Annotated in this window: 16 protein-coding genes; 5 read left to right on the top strand and 11 right to left on the bottom strand. The window is 64.2% G+C overall.

Annotated features, from left to right (window positions below; translation table 11 throughout):
* Positions 1-23: 23 nt before the first annotated feature.
* From guaB to ACIQYU_RS02150, 3 genes are all read right to left on the bottom strand, one after another.
* Entirely contained in the window at positions 24-1493 is a 1470-nt protein-coding gene (guaB, locus tag ACIQYU_RS02160; RefSeq protein WP_075043910.1) for an IMP dehydrogenase, read from the bottom strand.
* An 86-nt stretch (positions 1494-1579) separates the two neighbouring features.
* Positions 1580-2137: a hypothetical protein gene (locus ACIQYU_RS02155; RefSeq protein ID WP_063911423.1), complete on the bottom strand. Its 558-nt coding sequence runs from the start codon at positions 2135-2137 to the stop codon at positions 1580-1582.
* A 51-nt stretch (positions 2138-2188) separates the two neighbouring features.
* Positions 2189-2944 (bottom strand): sulfite exporter TauE/SafE family protein, encoded by a 756-nt coding sequence (locus tag ACIQYU_RS02150; RefSeq protein WP_207835817.1) that lies wholly within the window; start codon positions 2942-2944, stop codon positions 2189-2191.
* Positions 2945-3041: 97 nt separating this feature from the next.
* Between ACIQYU_RS02150 and ACIQYU_RS02145 the strand changes: the two genes are divergently transcribed.
* From ACIQYU_RS02145 to leuA, 4 genes are all read left to right on the top strand, one after another.
* Entirely contained in the window at positions 3042-3920 is an 879-nt protein-coding gene (locus tag ACIQYU_RS02145) for a LysR family transcriptional regulator (RefSeq protein ID WP_207835820.1), read from the top strand.
* Between the two features lie 136 nt (positions 3921-4056).
* A complete protein-coding gene (xseA, locus tag ACIQYU_RS02140) occupies positions 4057-5436 on the top strand; it encodes an exodeoxyribonuclease VII large subunit (protein WP_207835833.1) in 1380 nt (459 codons plus the stop codon).
* A 3-nt stretch (positions 5437-5439) separates the two neighbouring features.
* Positions 5440-6267, top strand: coding sequence for a peptidoglycan DD-metalloendopeptidase family protein (locus tag ACIQYU_RS02135; RefSeq protein WP_402798068.1), 828 nt, complete (start codon positions 5440-5442; stop codon positions 6265-6267).
* A 433-nt stretch (positions 6268-6700) separates the two neighbouring features.
* Positions 6701-8374, top strand: a complete 1674-nt coding sequence (leuA, locus tag ACIQYU_RS02130; protein WP_207835846.1) for a 2-isopropylmalate synthase — start codon at positions 6701-6703, stop codon at positions 8372-8374.
* A 239-nt stretch (positions 8375-8613) separates the two neighbouring features.
* Here leuA and ACIQYU_RS02125 read toward each other — a convergent pair whose 3' ends face one another.
* The 3 genes from ACIQYU_RS02125 to zwf are packed head-to-tail and all read right to left on the bottom strand — an operon-like array spanning position 8614 to position 11481.
* Positions 8614-9294, bottom strand: coding sequence for a bifunctional 4-hydroxy-2-oxoglutarate aldolase/2-dehydro-3-deoxy-phosphogluconate aldolase (locus ACIQYU_RS02125; RefSeq protein WP_207835848.1), 681 nt, complete (start codon positions 9292-9294; stop codon positions 8614-8616).
* Positions 9295-9311: 17 nt separating this feature from the next.
* Entirely contained in the window at positions 9312-10025 is a 714-nt protein-coding gene (pgl, locus tag ACIQYU_RS02120) for a 6-phosphogluconolactonase (RefSeq protein WP_233687239.1), read from the bottom strand.
* Entirely contained in the window at positions 10012-11481 is a 1470-nt protein-coding gene (zwf, locus tag ACIQYU_RS02115; RefSeq protein ID WP_063911416.1) for a glucose-6-phosphate dehydrogenase, read from the bottom strand. Before zwf ends, pgl begins: the two co-directional genes overlap by 14 nt.
* A 211-nt stretch (positions 11482-11692) precedes the next feature.
* On the opposite strand from zwf, the gene hexR reads away from it, so the two are divergent.
* Positions 11693-12556: a DNA-binding transcriptional regulator HexR gene (hexR, locus tag ACIQYU_RS02110; RefSeq protein ID WP_169774905.1), complete on the top strand. Its 864-nt coding sequence runs from the start codon at positions 11693-11695 to the stop codon at positions 12554-12556.
* Here the strand turns inward: hexR and ACIQYU_RS02105 are convergent.
* The 5 genes from ACIQYU_RS02105 to ACIQYU_RS02085 all read right to left on the bottom strand — a co-directional run bounded on the left by ACIQYU_RS02105 (position 12549) and on the right by ACIQYU_RS02085 (position 17829).
* Complete coding sequence (locus tag ACIQYU_RS02105; protein WP_233693904.1) at positions 12549-13403, bottom strand: D-hexose-6-phosphate mutarotase; 855 nt, start codon at positions 13401-13403, stop codon at positions 12549-12551. The two genes, hexR and ACIQYU_RS02105, sit on opposite strands and share 8 nt — an antisense overlap.
* A 128-nt stretch (positions 13404-13531) precedes the next feature.
* Positions 13532-14824, bottom strand: a complete 1293-nt coding sequence (locus ACIQYU_RS02100; RefSeq protein WP_402798517.1) for a carbohydrate porin — start codon at positions 14822-14824, stop codon at positions 13532-13534.
* Between the two features lie 100 nt (positions 14825-14924).
* Entirely contained in the window at positions 14925-16079 is a 1155-nt protein-coding gene (locus ACIQYU_RS02095; RefSeq protein WP_063911413.1) for an ABC transporter ATP-binding protein, read from the bottom strand.
* A 3-nt stretch (positions 16080-16082) separates the two neighbouring features.
* Positions 16083-16928: a carbohydrate ABC transporter permease gene (locus tag ACIQYU_RS02090; RefSeq protein ID WP_233693903.1), complete on the bottom strand. Its 846-nt coding sequence runs from the start codon at positions 16926-16928 to the stop codon at positions 16083-16085.
* Complete coding sequence (locus ACIQYU_RS02085) at positions 16921-17829, bottom strand: carbohydrate ABC transporter permease (RefSeq protein ID WP_207835869.1); 909 nt, start codon at positions 17827-17829, stop codon at positions 16921-16923. The genes ACIQYU_RS02090 and ACIQYU_RS02085 overlap by 8 nt, the downstream gene beginning before the upstream one ends.
* Positions 17830-17875: the final 46 nt, after the last annotated feature.

Below are 17875 nucleotides of genomic sequence, written 5' to 3'. Positions count from 1 at the left end.
GCTTTCTGTTGTAGCTGGAAGCCTCAGCCTACGCGGTAGTTAGGGGCTTCTTTGGTGATCTGCACGTCATGCACGTGGGACTCGGCCATGCCGGCACCGGTGATGCGTACGAACTCCGGCTTGGTGCGCATCTCTTCGATGGTTGCGCTGCCGGTATAGCCCATGGACGAACGCAGGCCGCCCATCAGCTGGTGGATGATCGCGGCCAGGGCGCCCTTGTAGGGAACACGGCCTTCGATGCCTTCCGGTACCAGCTTCTCGGCGCCGGCCGAGGAGTCCTGGAAGTAGCGGTCGGACGAGCCTTGCGCCTGTGCCATGGCACCCAGCGAGCCCATGCCGCGGTAAGCCTTGTAGGAACGGCCCTGGAACAGTTCGACTTCACCCGGAGCCTCTTCGGTACCGGCGAACATCGAACCCATCATCACGCAGGAAGCACCGGCAACGATGGCCTTGGACAGGTCACCCGAGAAGCGGATGCCGCCGTCGGCGATCAGCGGCACGCCAGTGCCTTCCAGTGCAGCGGCAACGTTGGCGATGGCGCTGATTTGCGGCACGCCGACACCGGCAACGATACGGGTGGTGCAGATCGAGCCTGGGCCGATACCGACCTTGACCGCGTCGGCGCCAGCTTCGGCCAGAGCCTTGGCGGCAGCGCCGGTGGCGATGTTGCCGCCGATCACCTGTACTTGCGGGTAGGTTTCCTTGACCCAGCGAACGCGGTCGATCACGCCTTTGGAGTGACCGTGAGCGGTGTCGACCACCACGACGTCAACGCCAGCAGCCACCAGGGCGGCAACGCGCTCGCCGGTGTCCTTGCCGGTGCCGACTGCGGCGCCGACGCGCAGGCGACCCTGGTCGTCCTTGCTGGCCAGCGGGTAGGCCTTGGCCTTTTCGATGTCCTTGACGGTCATCATGCCCTTGAGGTTGAACTTGTCGTCAACGATCAGGACTTTTTCCAGGCGGTGCTTGTGCAGCAGCTCGCGGACTTCGTTCTTGTTGGCGCCTTCGCGGACGGTGACCAGGCGCTCTTTGGGGGTCATCACGTCGCGGACCTTGGCGTCCAGGCGGCTTTCGAAGCGCACGTCACGGGAGGTGACGATGCCGACCAGGTCGCCGTTCGCCAGCACCGGAACGCCGGAGATGTTGTTCAGGCGGGTCAGGTCGAACAGGTCGCGCACGGTGGCGTCGGCGTCGATGGTGATCGGGTCCTTGACCACGCCAGCCTCGAACTTCTTGACCTTGCGGACTTCGCTGGCCTGCTGCTCGATGGTCATGTTCTTGTGGATGATGCCGATGCCGCCTTCCTGGGCCATGGCAATGGCCAGGCGCGCTTCGGTCACGGTATCCATGGCGGCGGAAACCAGCGGAATGTTCAGCTCGATGCCACGGGTCAAACGGGTCTTGAGACTGACTTCATTAGGCAGTACCTCGGAATAGCCAGGTACAAGGAGGATATCGTCGAAGGTCAGGGCTTCTTGGCTGATACGCAGCATCGCGGGGGCTCCCGGGCGGGAAAAATGGAAGCGCGCCATTATACTCATGCACGGCGCGCCGCTCAATGCAAAAAAAGGGCCTTCGGTCAGCCTTGTGGCAGTTTTACCTGTACCACGGCCACCGGCTGGTCGAGCCAGTCGGCGAAGCTGTCGAGAAAGGCCTGGGTGAACCCGGCCTCGCCCCAGTTGTTGAAGATGAACCCCAGGTTGGAAAAGGCACATGGCTGCAGGTAAATGAAGCCATTGATGTCATCTTCGAAGCCGCACAGCGGGCAGGTAAAGTTGTCGCTCACCGCCGGCATCCATTCTTCGAGGCTTTCGAACAGCGGCTCGCCCACCTCACGCCGGCACTCGGGGCAGCCGGCCTCTTCGAGGAAACCTTCGGTAGGGGTATAGATGCAGCGCTTGAGCATCACCTCCAGGCCGTTGACCTGCTCGCCGAAGGGCAGTTTCTCCGGGTGCAGGGCCACTTTGCGGGCACCTTCGGCCAAGGCATGGGCCATGCGGTTGCCGGTGCGGCCACAGGTGGTCAGCTGTTCCTCGACGACTTTCTCGCGCACCAGCCAGCGCAGGATGGCGCGGGCACGGGCTTCATGCACCGGGACGGTAGACAGCTTGGGAACGATGATGCTCTGGGTGTTCATGAACGGGGCAAGCCTGAAAAACTGCGGTAATGACGCAATTCTACCGCCTGCTCAGGCGCTCAGATAGCGACCGATCAGCGCCAGCCCGCTGGCCAGCACCAGCCAGGTGACCAGGCGCACGAACGCTTCGCGGGACAGCCGGTGGGTCAGCCTGCGCCCTGCCCAGAGACCAGCAAGCATGACCGGCAACAGGCAGGCGGCGAGCAGCAGCAGGCTTTGATCGGCATAGACGCCAGCGGTCAGGAACAGCATCAGGCGCACCACTGTACTGCAACTGATCAGTGCGCTCTGGGTAGCGCGCACCTGTTCCTTTACCTCCAGCCGCGCACTCAGGTACAGGGCATATAGAAAGCCACCGCTGCCGAACAAGGCACCGAACAGCCCGCCTGCCGTGCCCATCGGCACCGCCCAGAAACCGGACAGACTGGCCGGCCGCACCTTCACCGCCAGCCCGTACACGGCATATGCCGTGACGAACAAGCCCATCAGCAGCAGCAACAGGTCGGACTTCAGCTGTAGCAGGAATACCACGCCCAGCGTGCAGCCTACGGCCATGAACGGCAACAGCCGCAGCAGCTCGCCCCGCACGACATCGCGGCGCGATGGCAGCAGGTTGCCGAAGGCGGCGACGAAGTCCAGCAGTACCAGCAGCGGTATGATCCGCGACAGCGGCATGAAGTGGATCAGCACTGGGCCGGCCACCAGCGCAGTGCCGAAACCGGCGATACCGAAGACGATGTAGGCAACGCCAACACCCAGCAGGATGGGCAGCCAGTCGAGGCCGGAAAACGACAGTTGAGCGAGCATGGCAGCAGTTCCTGGGAAGACAGGCAAAGGTTAGCCAGCCATGAGCCATGCCGACTAATATGCATTTTTCGCCACAACCATCTCGAAAAGGCATGACATGACGTCGATCCGCCAGTTGCGTTACTTCGTGGAAATCGCCGAATGCGGCAGCTTCAGCGGTGCCGCCGAGCGACTGTACATTGCCCAGTCGGCGCTGAGCCGGCAGATCAAGGAGCTGGAACAGCAACTGGGCACGCCGCTGTTCGAACGCACCGCGCGCCTGCCGCGCCTGACACTGGCTGGCCAGGCCTTTCTGGAGCGGGCGCGGCGCTTGCTGGCCGACCTGGCGCAGGCCGAGCGAGTGACCCGCGACATTGGTGAAGGGCTGCAGGGCAGCCTGCGCCTGAACCACTCCAGTACAGTGCCGCTGACCGGCCCATTGCTGGCCCGCCTGGGCGGTTACTTGCGCGACAACCCGGGGGTTTCGCTGGAAATTGCCCAGCAGTCGTCGGAGGCGCAGCTGGAGGATATTGCTAATGGACGCCTGGATATCGGCCTGCTGCGTTTGCCTGTGTTGCGCCAGCATGAAGGCGTGGTGCTGCATGCGCTGTTCAGTGAGCCATTGCTGCTGGCGGTTGCCGCTGGGCATCCGCTGGCTGACGCACCACAGGTGAAGCTTGAACAGTTGCGCGAGGAGCGCTTCATTTCCATTCCGCATCGGGATCGTGGCGGGCTGAGCTACCTGTCGGCCTCGTTGTGCATGGAGGCAGGCTTTTTTCCGCGCGCGGCGCAGGTGCTGTCGCGCAAGACCACCCAGTTGCAGCTGATTCAGGCGGGGTTTGGGGTGGCGTTGCTGCCGGCGTGCATGCGCGAGATTGCGCCAGCCTCAGTCAGCTTCGTGGCGCTGGAGGGAGGGTGTGAGAGTACTGTGGCGATGGCTTGCAGGCGGGATGCGGGGCAGATGGTCAGGCAATTCGTGGCAGCGATGCAGGGTTGATGGCACCGGCGATGCCGGTGTTCGCGGGTAAACCCGCTCCCACAGGTACAGCGTCAACTCGAAGCCAGCGCTCCCACTGAGATCGCGACAGGGCCGGGACAGACAACCGGGGCCGATGTCCTTTATGATGCCCGCCATGATCAGAGACCCTTTCGAACGACTCGGCCTGGACCGCGAGGTCCTTACCGTCAGCCAACTCAACGGTCGCGCCCGCGTGCTGCTGGAGGACGTGTTCCGCAGCGTGTGGGTGGAAGGCGAGATTTCCAACCTCGCCCGCCCAGCCTCCGGCCACATGTACTTCACCCTCAAGGACAGCGGCGCGCAGGTGCGCTGCGCGCTGTTCCGGCAGAACGCCACGCGGGTGCGCCAGGCCTTGCGCGACGGCCTGGCGGTGCGGGTGCGCGGTAAGGTTTCGCTGTTCGAGGGGCGTGGCGACTACCAGCTGATTATCGACACCGTCGAGCCGGCCGGCGACGGCGCCTTGCGCCTGGCCTTCGAGGCCCTGAAGGAAAAGCTCGGCGCCGAGGGGCTGTTCAGCGCCGAACGCAAGCAGCCGCTGCCGGCCCACCCGCAGCGCATCGGCATCATCACCTCGCCCACCGGCGCGGTGATCCGCGACATCATCAGCGTGTTCGGCCGCCGCGCCCCGCAGGTGGAACTGAACCTCATCCCCACCGCAGTACAGGGCCGCGAAGCCGTTGCACAGATCGTGCGCGCCATCCGCCTGGCCGACAGCCTCGGTTTCGATGCGCTGATCCTGGCCCGGGGCGGCGGCTCGCTGGAGGACCTGTGGTGCTTCAACGAAGAAGCCGTGGCACGGGCCGTGGCCGCCTGTGTAACACCGATTGTCAGCGCCGTGGGCCATGAGACCGATGTCTCGATCAGCGACTTCGTCGCCGACGTGCGCGCACCCACACCGTCTGCCGCCGCCGAGCTGCTGGCACCCGACAACAGCGGCCTGCAGCAACGCCTGGACGGCCTGCAACGGCGCCTGCTGCTGCGCATGCAGAACCGCCTGACCCACGACCGCCTGCGCCTGGAGTCGCTGACCCGGCGCCTGCGCCACCCGGGCGAGCGCTTGCGCCAGCAGGCCCAGCGCCTGGACGACCTGGACATGCGCCTGCGCCGTGCATTCATGCTCAACCTCAACCAGCGCCGCGAACGCCTGGCACGCCTGGATACCCGCCTCGCCGCGCAGCACCCTGGGCGTACCCTGAAACTGCTGGGCCAACGCCTGGACAGCCTCGCCGAACGCCTGCCGCGGGCGATGCGCGAAGTGCTCAAGGACCGCCGCCAGCGCTTCCAGGCCCAGTTGCAGACGCTGCAGGTGGTCAGCCCGCTGGCCACCCTCGCCCGCGGCTACAGCATCCTGCTGGACGAACAGGGCCAGGCCATCCGCAGCGCCGAACAGACCCGCAATGGCCAACGCCTGACCGCCCGCCTGAACGAAGGCGAGCTGTTGGTGCGGGTCGAAGACAACCACCTGACCCCGGTCACCCTCTCACTTCTGGACTGACACATGCCCCGCCTGCTCGCGCCCCTGCTTGCCCTTTCCCTCCTGCTGCTGGCCGGCGGCGCCCAGGCCAGCTACATCACCCGCACGCTGAACAAGCCGGTACCCGGCGGCGTGGCGGTGGTCGACCTCGGCCCCGCCGCCAACGCGCCCAACGCCAGCTTCGACGGCAAACCGGTGCTGGTGGTGAAGGAGCAGGACAACTGGCTGGCCATCGTCGGCATCCCGCTGACCCAGAAGCCCGGCACCGCTGTGCTGAACCAAGGCGGCCGTACCCTGCCCTTCACGGTCGGCAGCAAGAAGTACCCCGAGCAGCGCATCACCCTGAAGAACACCCGTCAGGTCAACCCGAACCCGGCCGACCTCAAGCGCATCGACCGCGAGCTGGCCGAGCAGATCAAGGCTTACCGCAGCTTCAGCCCGACCCTGCCGAGCAACCTGATCCTCGACAAGCCGGTCAGTGGCCCGCTGTCGAGCAAGTTCGGCGTGCGCCGCTTCTTCAATGGTGAAGAACGCAACCCACACGCCGGGCTGGACTTCGCGGTACCGGCCGGCACGCCGATCAAGACCCCGGCCAATGGCAAGGTGATCCTGGTGGGGGATTACTTCTTCAATGGCCGCACGGTGTTCGTCGACCACGGGCAGGGCTTTATCAGCATGTTCTGCCATATGTCGAAGATCGATGTGCAGGTGGGGCAGCAGCTGCGCCGGGGCGAGGTGGTCGGGCGCGTGGGCTCGACCGGGCGGGCTACCGGGCCGCACATGCACTGGAACGTCAGCCTGAATGATGCGCGGGTGGATCCGGCGATTTTCATTGGCGCGTTCCAGCCCTGAGACCGGGGCGCCTGCTTCGCGGGCATGCCCGCTCCCACAGGTATTGCGCCGCGCCTGAAGGCTGTGCTGTACCTGTGGGAGCGGGCGCGCCCGCGAAGAGGCCAGCACATGAGACATCATGTTCAACCGCGTTGCGCCATCGAAAAAGACTGCGCAAAAATCGAGAAGCACTCAGAAAAATATAGCGATAAAATCTCGCCTATCAGCTTTTTTTAAGCATTCCTCTCAATTTTTGCTGAACGCTTGCCATCCCCCACCCCACTGTTTAAGTTTGAAGGCATGAAAACCTTCAGCACCCTCATCCTGCTCCGACAACATCGCAGCCTCTGCCTGGTCAGCGCCCGACTACCAGGCTGAATCGCGTCGCCTCGCCTTTTCATCTCGTTATCGCTCGGCAGGCCCGATTTCGGCCGCACACAAAAGGATTGCTTCCATGACCATGCTCAAAGACCCTTCGAAGAAATACCGCGCTTTCCCGACCATCGACCTGCCTGACCGTACCTGGCCGTCGAAGACCATCACCGCCGCGCCGATCTGGTGCAGCTCCGACCTGCGTGATGGCAACCAGTCGCTGATCGAGCCGATGGATTCGGAGAAGAAGCTGCGCTTCTGGAAGACCTTGGTGCAGGTTGGCGTGAAGGAAATCGAAGCCTCGTTCCCGTCCGCATCGCAGACCGATTTCGACTTCGTGCGCATGCTGATCGAAGAAGGCCACATCCCGGACGACACCACCATCCAGGTGCTCACCCAGGCCCGTGAAGACCTCATCGCCCGCACCTTCGAATCGCTGCGCGGGGCGAAGAAGGCCATCGTCCACCTGTACAACGCCACCAGCCCGTCGTTCCGCCGCATTGTCTTCAACCAGGACAAGCAAGGCGTGAAGGACATCGCGGTGAACGCGGCCAAGCTGTTCGTCAAGTACGCCGCCCAGCAGCCGGAAACCCAGTGGACCTTCCAGTACTCGCCGGAAACCTTCAGCGCCACCGAGATGGAGTTCGCCAAGGAAGTCTGCGACGCGGTGATCGAGGTGTGGAACCCGACCCCCGAGCACAAGATCATCCTCAACCTGCCGGCCACCGTGGAAGTGTCCACGCCGAACATCTACGCCGACCAGATCGAGTGGTTCTGCCGCAACGTCAGCCGTCGCGACAGCGTCATCATCAGCCTGCACTGCCACAACGACCGCGGCACCGGCATCGCCGCCACCGAACTGGGCCTGATGGCCGGTGCCGACCGCGCCGAAGGCTGCCTGTTCGGCAACGGCGAGCGTACCGGTAACGTCGACCTGGTGACCCTGGCGTTGAACCTCTACACCCAGGGCATCGACCCGCTGCTGGACTTCTCCGACATCGACGGCGTGCGCAAGGTGGTCGAAGAGTGCAACCAGCTGCCGGTGCACCCGCGTCACCCGTACGTGGGCGACCTGGTCCACACCGCGTTCTCCGGCTCGCACCAGGACGCCATCCGCAAGGGCTTCGCCAAGCAGCAGGAAGGCGAGCTGTGGGAAGTGCCTTACCTGCCGATCGACCCGGCCGACATCGGCCGCAGCTACGAGGCGGTGATCCGCGTCAACAGCCAGTCGGGCAAAGGCGGCATCACCTACCTGCTCGAGCAGGAATACGGCATCAGCCTGCCGCGCCGCATGCAGATCGAGTTCAGCCAGGTAGTACAGAGTGAAACCGACCGTCTGGGCCTGGAAATGACTGCCCAGCAGATCTACAGCCTGCTGCACAAGGAATACCTCCAGGCCAACACCCCGTACGCGCTGGTCAGTCACCGCCTGCAGGAAGAGAACGGCCACAGCGCCGTGGAAGTGGAAGTCGCCAGTGAAGGCGAAACCACCCTGCACTGGCGCGGCAAGGGCAACGGCGCGCTGGAAGCGCTGGTGGCCGGCCTGCCGATTGCCGTGGAGATCATGGACTACAACGAGCACGCCATTGGCGCCGGTACCAATGCCAAGGCTGCGGCCTATATCGAACTGCGCGTGGCCGGTGGCCGCCCGGTGCATGGTGTGGGTATCGATGAAAACTTCACCACGGCCAGCTTCAAGGCACTGTTCAGCGCGCTGAACCGCTCGCTGAGCCAGCAGGAAGCCAAGGCGGCCTGAACTGTAGCGTGATGAATGCAAAAGCCCGCATCGTTTGATGCGGGCTTTTTTGTCTGCCTGTGCCGGCCTCTTCGCGGGTGAACCCGCTCCCACAGGGATCGCGCTGCACTCAGCAACTGTACAGTACCTGTGGGAGCGGGTTCACCCGCGAAAGGGCCGGTACAGGCACTGCAAGATCTCCAGGCAAAAAAAAGGGGCGCCGACCAAGCGCCCCATAAGCCGTAAAGCACACAACAAATTCAGTTGGCGTCCAGCAGCGCCATTGCCTCCGCACTGCACGCTTCGATCCGCGCCCAGTCGCCGTTCTTGATCCAGCCACTGTCGAGCATCCAGGTGCCACCCACGCACATCACATTGGGCAACGCCATATAGTTGCGCACGTTGGCCGGGTTCACCCCGCCGGTCGGGCAGAAGCGAATATCGCCGAACGGGCCACCAAAGGCCTTGATCGCCGCGACACCGCCGCTGATTTCCGCCGGGAACAGCTTGAAGCGGCGGTAGCCCAGGGCATAGCCCATCATGATTTCGGACGGCGTGCTGATGCCTGGCAGCAGCGGGATCTCACTGTCCACACCGGCTTCGAGAATGTCCTGGGTAATGCCCGGGGTAACGACGAATTGCGCCCCCGCAGCTTCAACGGCCGCGAACATGCCGCGATCGAGCACGGTGCCGGCACCGACACAAAGTTCCGGGCGCTGCTCGCGCAGCACCTGGATGGCCTTCAGGCCATACTGCGAGCGCAAGGTCACTTCCAGGGTACGGATACCGCCGGCCGCCAGGGCATCAGCCAGCGGCAGGATGTCTTCCTCACGGGCGATGGTGATCACCGGCAGGATGCGCGCCTTTTTGCAAATGGCGTCGATCCGTGCGGCTTTGTCGGCCATCGAGAGCTTGGGCTGTGGGCGTTCGAGGGTGGTCATGACTGTGGATCCTTGGCTCATGGGCACCAGTAGATGTCCAGGGGGGCGTGAAGAAAAGCGCGAATCGGCATTTCGGTAAGGTCGTTGCCAGCCAGCGCGGCGCGCAGGGTAGCGAGTTTGCCCTGCCCTTGTACGGACAGCGCGGTAAAGGCGGCACTGGCCAGCAGCGAGCGGGTCATCGACAGGCGCTGGTGCGGCACGCTCGGTGCCAGCAAGGGCAGGCAGCGGCGTGGGTTGGCCAGGTCGAGGCCTGCTTCCAGGTTGGGGCTGGCGGGGAACAGCGAGGCGGTATGGCCATCATCACCCATGCCCAGCACCAGCACGTCGATTGGCGGCAGCTCGGCCAGGGCCTGATCGGCCTTGCCCGCAGCAGCATCGAGGTTATCCGCCTGCTGGTACAGGCCAACGAAGCGGGCCTTGGCCGCCGCGCCCTTGAACAGGTGGCGGGCCAGCAGGCCGGCGTTGCTGTCGGCGTGCTCCACCGGCACCCAGCGCTCATCGGCCAGGCTGACGGTAACCTTGGCCCAGTCGAGGTTTTCGCTGGCCAGCTTTTCGAGGAACGGCACCGGGCTGCGGCCACCGGACAGCACCAGGCAGGCCTGGCCCTTGGCGGCAATGGCCGCGCGCAGGCGCTCGGCCACGTCATGGGCCTGGGTTGCGGCCAGCGCCTTGGCATCCGCCAGCTCATGCACCTTCACAACCGCTGGCAGTTTCAGTTCAGATATCCCCATACCACGCCCTCCCATCGCGCGTGATCAGTGCAATCGAGCTCATCGGCCCCCAGGAGCCTGCCGCGTATGGCTTGGGTGCATCACCCGCGTTACGCCAGCCGGCGATCAGCTGGTCGCACCACTTCCAGGCATATTCGATTTCGTCCTTGCGCACGAACAGGTTCTGGTTGCCGCGCATCACTTCGAGCAACAGCCGCTCGTAGGCATCCGGAATCCTTGCACTGCGCCAGGTGTCGGAGAAATTCAGCTGCAACGGGCCGCTGCGCAGTTGCATGCCTTTGTCCAGGCCCTGCTCCTTGGTCATCACCCGCAAAGAAATGCCTTCGTCCGGTTGCAGGCGGATGATCAGCTTGTTACCGATCTGCAAACGCTGTTCCGGGGCGAAGATGTAGTGCGGCGTTTCCTTGAAGTGGATGACGATCTGCGACAGCTTCTGCGGCATGCGCTTGCCGGTACGCAGGTAGAACGGCACACCCGACCAGCGCCAGTTGCGGATGTCGGCACGCAGGGCGACGAAGGTTTCGGTGTCGCTCTGGGCGTTGGCGTTGTCTTCTTCCAGGTAACCGGGCACCGGCTTGCCTTCGCTGTAGCCGGCGATGTACTGGCCGCGCACCACACGGGTGCTCAGCCCTTCGCCGGTGATCGGTGCCAGGGCCTTGAGTACCTTGACCTTTTCGTCACGGATGGCATCGGCGGACAGTTCGCTGGGCGGGTCCATGGCGATCAGGCACAGCAGCTGCAGCAGGTGGTTCTGGATCATGTCGCGCAGCTGGCCGGCCTTGTCGAAGTAGCCCCAGCGGCCTTCGATACCGACCTTTTCGGCGACGGTGATCTCCACATGGGAGATGGAATTCTGGTTCCACTGGGTTTCGAACAGGCTGTTGGCGAAGCGCAGGGCGATCAGGTTCTGCACCGTTTCCTTGCCCAGGTAGTGGTCGATACGGTAGACCCGGCTCTCGGGGAAGAACCGCGCCACGGCATCGTTGACCCGGCGCGACGACTCCAGGTCGTGGCCAATGGGCTTCTCCAGCACCACCCGGGTGCGCGCGGCCAGCCCGGCCTTGTCGAGGTTTTCGCAGATGGCCCCGTACACCGCCGCTGCGGTGGCGAAGTAGGCGATCAGCGGCAGCTCGCCCGGCAACTGCTCGGCCAGGGCCTGGTAGCCCTCGGGCTGGAGGAAGTCCAGGTGCTGGTAGCTCAGCCGGGCGAGGAAGCGGCCCAGCGCAGCGGGCTCGATATCGGCCTCGGGCACATGCCGGCGCAGGTGCGCTTCGATGCTGTCCAGGTGGTCCTGCGCGCTACCGGCCTCGCGGGCCAGCGCCAGCAGGCGGGTATCCGGGTGCAACAGGTTGGCCCGGTCGAGCTGGTAAAGCGCAGGAAACAGCTTGCGCAATGCCAGGTCGCCGAGGGCGCCAAACAGGGCAAAGGTGCAAGGTTCGACACTGATCGCAGCCATGATGTTGGTTCTTTCCTAAAGTTGGTCTAGGAATACCGCTTTCACATACGGTTTTCAAGGGATAATGTAGTAAAAACCACAACATTACACACAAGTGTTACAGACAAGTGGTACGTCAACCGCGCCGACAGTACGATAGACGACCGTGCAAAAAGCCTGCTGCTCCCACAGCCGGCTGTCTTCCCGACCCAAGGACACACCCATGGACCGCGTGCGAAACCTCCTGGAACAGATCCAGGGCCGCCTCGACGAGCTGAACAAGGCCGAACGCAAAGTCGCCGAAGTCATCCTGCTCAACCCGCAACAAGCCACCCGTTTCAGCATCGCTGCGCTGGCCCAGGCGGCCAAGGTCAGCGAACCGACCGTCAACCGCTTCTGCCGCTCGTTCGGCGTCAGCGGCTACCCCGAGCTCAAGCTGCAGCTGGCGCAGAGCCTGGCCAGCGGCGCCGCCTACGTCAGCCGCGCGGTAGAGGCTGACGATGACCCGGCAGCCTACACCCAGAAGATCTTCGCCAGCGCCATCGCCTCGCTCGACAGCGCCTGCCAGCAGCTCGACCCGCAGCAGGTCAGCCGTGCCGTGGACATGATGATCCAGGCCCGGCAGATCCACTTCTTCGGCCTGGGCGCCTCGGCCCCGGTGGCGCTGGACGCCCAGCACAAGTTCTTCCGCTTCAACCTCGCAGTATCGGCCCACGCCGACGTGCTGATGCAGCGCATGCTGGCCTCGGTGGCGCACACTGGCGACCTGTTCGTGATCATTTCCTACACCGGGCGCACCCGCGAACTGGTCGAAGTGGCCCGCCTGGCCCGCGAGAACGGCGCCTCGGTGCTGGGCCTGACCGCCGCCGGTTCGCCGCTGGCCAATGCCTGCAGCCTGAGCCTGCACATTCCGCTGCCGGAAGACACCGACATCTACATGCCAATGACCTCGCGGATCATCCAGCTGACCGTGCTCGATGTACTGGCCACCGGCATGACCCTGCGCCGTGGCGTGGACTTCCAGCCGCACCTGCGCAAGATCAAGGAAAGCCTCAACGCCAGCCGCTACCCGATCGAGGACGACGAGCTCAACTGAGCCGGTGCGCCTGCAGGCGCAGGTGGGCACGCTGCCCCGGCGCCAGGCTCAGGCCCTCACCACTGCCGCTGGCGGCCTCGACACAGACGAAGTGCTGGCATTCACGCCCGGTCACGCCCATCAGCGGGCGGTTGCCCGGGTGCCAGACCACCGTGTCGTCGCTGTCACCGGTATCGATGCACAGCTCGCGCTGCCAGGCCGGGTCCTGCAGTTGCACCCGCGGCGTGCCGGGGTAGACCTTCTGGCAGCCGCCCTTGAGCTTCAGCGCGCCATCCTCACGGCAGACCTGGCGGTTGAGGCGGTCGTAGCCTTCGATATCCTCGAGCCCGGACAGCGCTATCTCAGCCACGTCACTGATACGCCAGTAGGCCAGCAGGGCATGGCTCAATTGGCAGGGTTCGCTGTCCTGGTGCTCGGTGCCCAGGCTCAGCTCCATGCGGCTGCCCAACCGGGCATGCAGGTCGACCTGCCAGTCGCACAGGTCCAGCCGCCACTTCAGGGTTACGCCCTCCTCGTCCTCGCGGCTGTCCACCAGCTTCCAGTCCAGCAAGCGCGCCCAGCCATGGGCCGGCCACAAGTCCTCGCTGGGGTGGCGGCCATACCACGGCCAGCACACCGGTACGCCACCGCGTATCGCTCCCACCTGCGGCCACTGCTCGGCGCACCACAACCAGGGCCGTTCACCCGCCGGTTGAAAATGCAGCAGTTGCGCACCCTGGCGACTGAACACCGCCTGGCAACGGGGGTGATCGATGATCAGCACATCGCGCTGCTGGTAACGCTCCCACTCGAATGTCGGCCGGGGCCGCTGCGAGGCAAAGAAGCGATGGAGCGGATGTTCGGGCATGGTTCAGAGCTCTTGTTGTTTGAGATAGCGCTGTCTCGGCCTATCCCCGGCACCCACTGCAGGGCAGTGGGTGCCGACTATCGAAATAGTACCGAAAATGGATTGGCGTAAATTTACAACAATCGCCCTCAGAATGACGACTGAATCTTCAACCCTGCGACCAGCGCGTTGTCCACCTCATCCACCCCGCCGGGGCTCTTGATGTACTGCAGGTTGGGCCGCACGGTCAGCCAGTTGGTCACATGGAAGCCGTAGTAGAGCTCGGCGTTGTACTCGGTACGCTGCAGCGGCACGAAGCCTGGGTTGTCGTAACCGTTGATGCCGCTCTGGGCGTTGAGCAGTTCGGCGCGTTTCTTCACGTCGTCATTCACATGAATGCGCGCCACGCCGAAGCCGATGTCATCCTTGGGCCGGGCATCGAAGGCGCCTTTGTAGACCAGTCCTACCTGCTGGTAGTTGTCGACGACGTTGGTGGCCTGGTCGTGCACGGTGAAGTTGGCGAACAGGCTAAGGCCCCGGTTGACGTCGCCGCCATGGGCAGTGACCTGCTGCTGTGCCACTACCCACCAGCCATGCTTGCTGGAGTGCGACTTGAAGGCTTCGCCCGTCAGCGCCTGCGGGTTGCCGTTGACGTCATCGAACACATCATCGGCCTTGGCCGTGCTGTAGTAGTAACCCAGGCGGTACTCGCCCGGCAGGCCGTTGACCTTGGGTGACCACACCGCTTCCACCGGCAGGATCGCGCCCTTGGTGCCGCTGCCACTGAGCTTGAAGCCGTTGCCGGTTTCCAGGTTGGAAGGGTTCTGCTCGAAGGCACCGACCTGGACGAAGAATTCCGGGGTGATGTTGTATTTCACCCGCAGCGCCCACTGGCTGACCGGCCAGTTGTACCAGATGCCGCCAACCCAGTTGCCGACCTGCGAGCCGCAGAAGGCCAGGTTCTGGAAGTCGCAGGGGAAGCTGTTGAAGTCCTCGCCCTCGCCGAAGCGGCCGAATTTCACGTCCAGCGCACCGTCGAAATACTTCTGCTTGACCCACATCTGGGTCAGGCGCCAGGTCTGGCCACGGCCCCACACTTCCTGCACCGAGCTGAACTGCCCGGCGCGCGGATCGCTGATACGGTCGTTGGACAGGTTGCGGCCGCTACGCTCGGTGATCGCCAGCTTGAACTCGGCATCGTGCCAGCCGAAGATTTTCTGCAGGTCCAGATGCGCGCCAAGGGCGAACTGGTCGCTATAGCGCGCGGTCTTGTCGTCGTTGTAGCCGCCGTGCAGGTTGCCAGCGACCTCACCGACATAATCGAGGGTGAAGTCGTAGCCCTTTTCCAATAGTTCGGTACGGGTGCCACCCCAGTCGCCGGTCATCCACTTCGATTCGCTGGAAAAGGCCTCGGCAGCCTGCGCGCCGCTGCTACCGGCCATTGCCAGTGGTGCGAGCAAGGCCAGCGAGCCCAATGTCCTGATGCGTTTGCGCTGTTCCATCCCTTTGCGTCCTCTTTTTCTTATTGATGGTGTAGACGAGTTATCGGCCTTTGAAGTGCGCCACGTTGTCCTTCATGGCTGCGGCAGTGGTGGCCAGGTGCAAACGCTCGCCGCTGGCGGCGTCGAACAGCAGCACCCGGGCCGGGTCGAATTGCAGGTTCAGGCTGTCGCCGACCCGGCACGCCACATCTGGCGCCAGGCGGCAGCAGACCTTGGTCTGGTTGAGGGTGACGAACACCAGCAGGTCTGGCCCGGTGGGCTCGGTCACCTGCACCTCGGCGCGAATGCCCGGCAGGCCATTGCCCTCCGCGGCCCCAAGGGCAATCTGCTCGGGGCGGATGCCAAGGATGATCTCGCGGCCATCCAGTTCGTCAGCGGCCACCCCCAAGGGCAGCTCGCAACGCGCCTGACCGCTGTCGAGCACGGCCAGCAGGCGCCCGTCCTGTTGCGTGAGGCGCACCGGGATGAAGTTCATCGGCGGCGAGCCGATGAAGCTGGCGACGAACTGGTTGGCCGGATCGTTGTAGATCTGCTGCGGGGTGCCGAACTGCTGGATGATGCCGTCCTTCATCACCGCCACCTTGTCGCCCAGGGTCATGGCCTCGATCTGGTCATGGGTGACGTACACGGTGGTGGTCTTCAGGCGCTGGTGCATCAGTTTCATTTCGGTACGCATCTCGACACGCAGCTTGGCATCGAGGTTGGACAGCGGTTCATCGAACAGGTAGATCTTCGGCCGCCGCGCCAGCGCCCGGCCCATGGCCACGCGCTGCTGCTGGCCACCGGACAGCTGCGCCGGCTTGCGCGCCAGCAGGTGCTCGATCTGCAACAGCTTGGCCACCCGCGCCACCTCCTCGTCGATGGCGGCCTGGGGCAGCTTGCGGATCTTCAGGCCGAACTCGATGTTCTCGCGCACGCTCATGGTCGGGTACAGCGCGTAGGACTGGAACACCATGGCGATATCGCGGTCCTTGGGGCTCATGCCGCTGACGTCCTGCTGGTCGATGAGAATCGCGCCGCCGCTGATCTGCTCCAGCCCGGCGATGCAGTTCATCAAGGTCGACTTGCCGCAGCCCGACGGGCCGACCAGGATCAGGAACTCGCCATCCCTGATCGACAACTGGATGTCCTTGAGGGTGTCCGGCAAGCCGCTGCCGTAGGTCTTGTTCACGTTGCGAAGTTCGAGCGTTGCCATGACTTACCCCTTTACCGCGCCAGCAGTCAGCCCGCGGACGAAATATTTGCCTGCCACCACGTAGACCAGCAGGGTTGGCAGGCCAGCGATCATCGCCGCCGCCATGTCGACGTTGTATTCCTTGGCCCCGGTGCTGGTGTTGACCAGGTTGTTCAGGGCCACGGTAATCGGTTGCGAATCGCCGCTGGAGAACACCACGCCGAACAGGAAGTCGTTCCAGATCTGGGTGAACTGCCAGATCAGGCAGACCATGATGATCGGCGTGGACATCGGCAGGATGATGCGGCGGAAGATGGTGAAGAACCCGGCACCGTCCAGGCGCGCAGCCTTGACCAGGGCATCGGGGATGCTCACGTAGAAGTTGCGGAAGAACAGCGTGGTGAAGGCCAGGCCGTAGACCACGTGCACCAGCACCAGGCCGGTCGTGGTGCTGGCCAGGCCGAGCTTGCCGAGGGTGAACGAGGCCGGCAGCAGCACGGTCTGGAACGGCAGGAAGCAGCCGAATAGCAGCAGGCCGAAGAACAGCTGCGAGCCACGGAAGCGCCACATCGACAGCACATAGCCGTTCAGCGCGCCGATGGCGGTGGAGATCAGCACCGCTGGCACGGTGATCATGATCGAGTTCCAGAAGTAACCGCTGACCGTGCCCCAGGCCTTGACCCAGCCGATACCGGTAATTACCACCGGCCAGCTCAGCAGGTTGCCGGTGCTGATGTCGTCCGGGGTCTTGAAGCTGGTCAGCAGCATTACCACCAGCGGCACCAGGTACAGCAGCACTGCCAGCAACAGCACCGCGTGGATGGCGATGCGGCTCGGGCTCAGCGCTGGCTTGTCGAGAGGGCTATGCATGGCGTTTGCTCCGCAGCTCCGAGTACAGGTAAGGCACGAGGATCGCCAGGATCGCCCCGAGCATGAGGATGGCGCTGGCCGAGCCCATGCCCATCTGGCCGCGACTGAAGGTGAACGAATACATGAACATCGCCGGCAGGTCGGACGAGTAGCCCGGGCCGCCGGCCGTCATCGCCGCCACCAGGTCGAAGCTCTTGATGGCAATGTGCGCGAGGATCATCAGCGAGCTGAAGAACACCGGGCGCAGGCTGGGCAGTACCACGCGCCAGTAGATGCGCGGCAGGCTGGCGCCGTCGATCTGCGCGGCGCGGATGATCGACGGGTCGACACCACGCAGGCCGGCGAGGAACATCGCCATGATGAAGCCCGAGGCTTGCCACACGGCGGCAATCACCAGGCAGTACACCACCCGGTCGGGATCGATCAGCCAGTCCAGGCGAAAGCCCTCCCAGCCCCAGTCGCGCAGCAGCTTGTCCAGGCCCATGCCGGGGTTGAGCAGCCACTTCCAGGCGGTGCCGGTGACGATCATCGACAGCGCCATGGGGTACAGGTAGATGGTGCGGATGAAACCTTCGCGCCGGATGCGTTGGTCCAGCAAGACCGCCAGCACTACGCCGATGGCCAGGCTGATGGCGATGAACAGGCCGCCGAACAGCAGCAGGTTCTTGCTTGCCACCCACCAGCGGTCGTTGTCGAACAGCCGGGCGTACTGCGCCAGGCCGGCCCACTTGTAGGTGGGCAGGAAGGTCGAGGTGGTGAAGGACAGGACAAAGGTCCAGAGGATGTAGCCGTAGAAACCCACCAGGACGATGAACATGCTCGGCGCCAGCACCAGCTTGGGCAGCCAGCGCTGTAGCGCGTCCAGGGGTGAGGCCCGCAGTTGGGCGGTTGCTGTGGTCATGGTTCACCTCAAAGGCACAACGGCCCGCTTTTGTGGGAGCGGCCTT

The sequence above is a fragment of the Pseudomonas sp. NPDC096925 genome (assembly GCF_044762545.1).
In the GTDB taxonomy this organism is placed as follows: Bacteria; Pseudomonadota; Gammaproteobacteria; order Pseudomonadales; family Pseudomonadaceae; genus Aquipseudomonas.
Note: the sequence above shows the minus strand (reverse complement) of the source record. Positions and strands in the feature narration are given on the sequence as shown.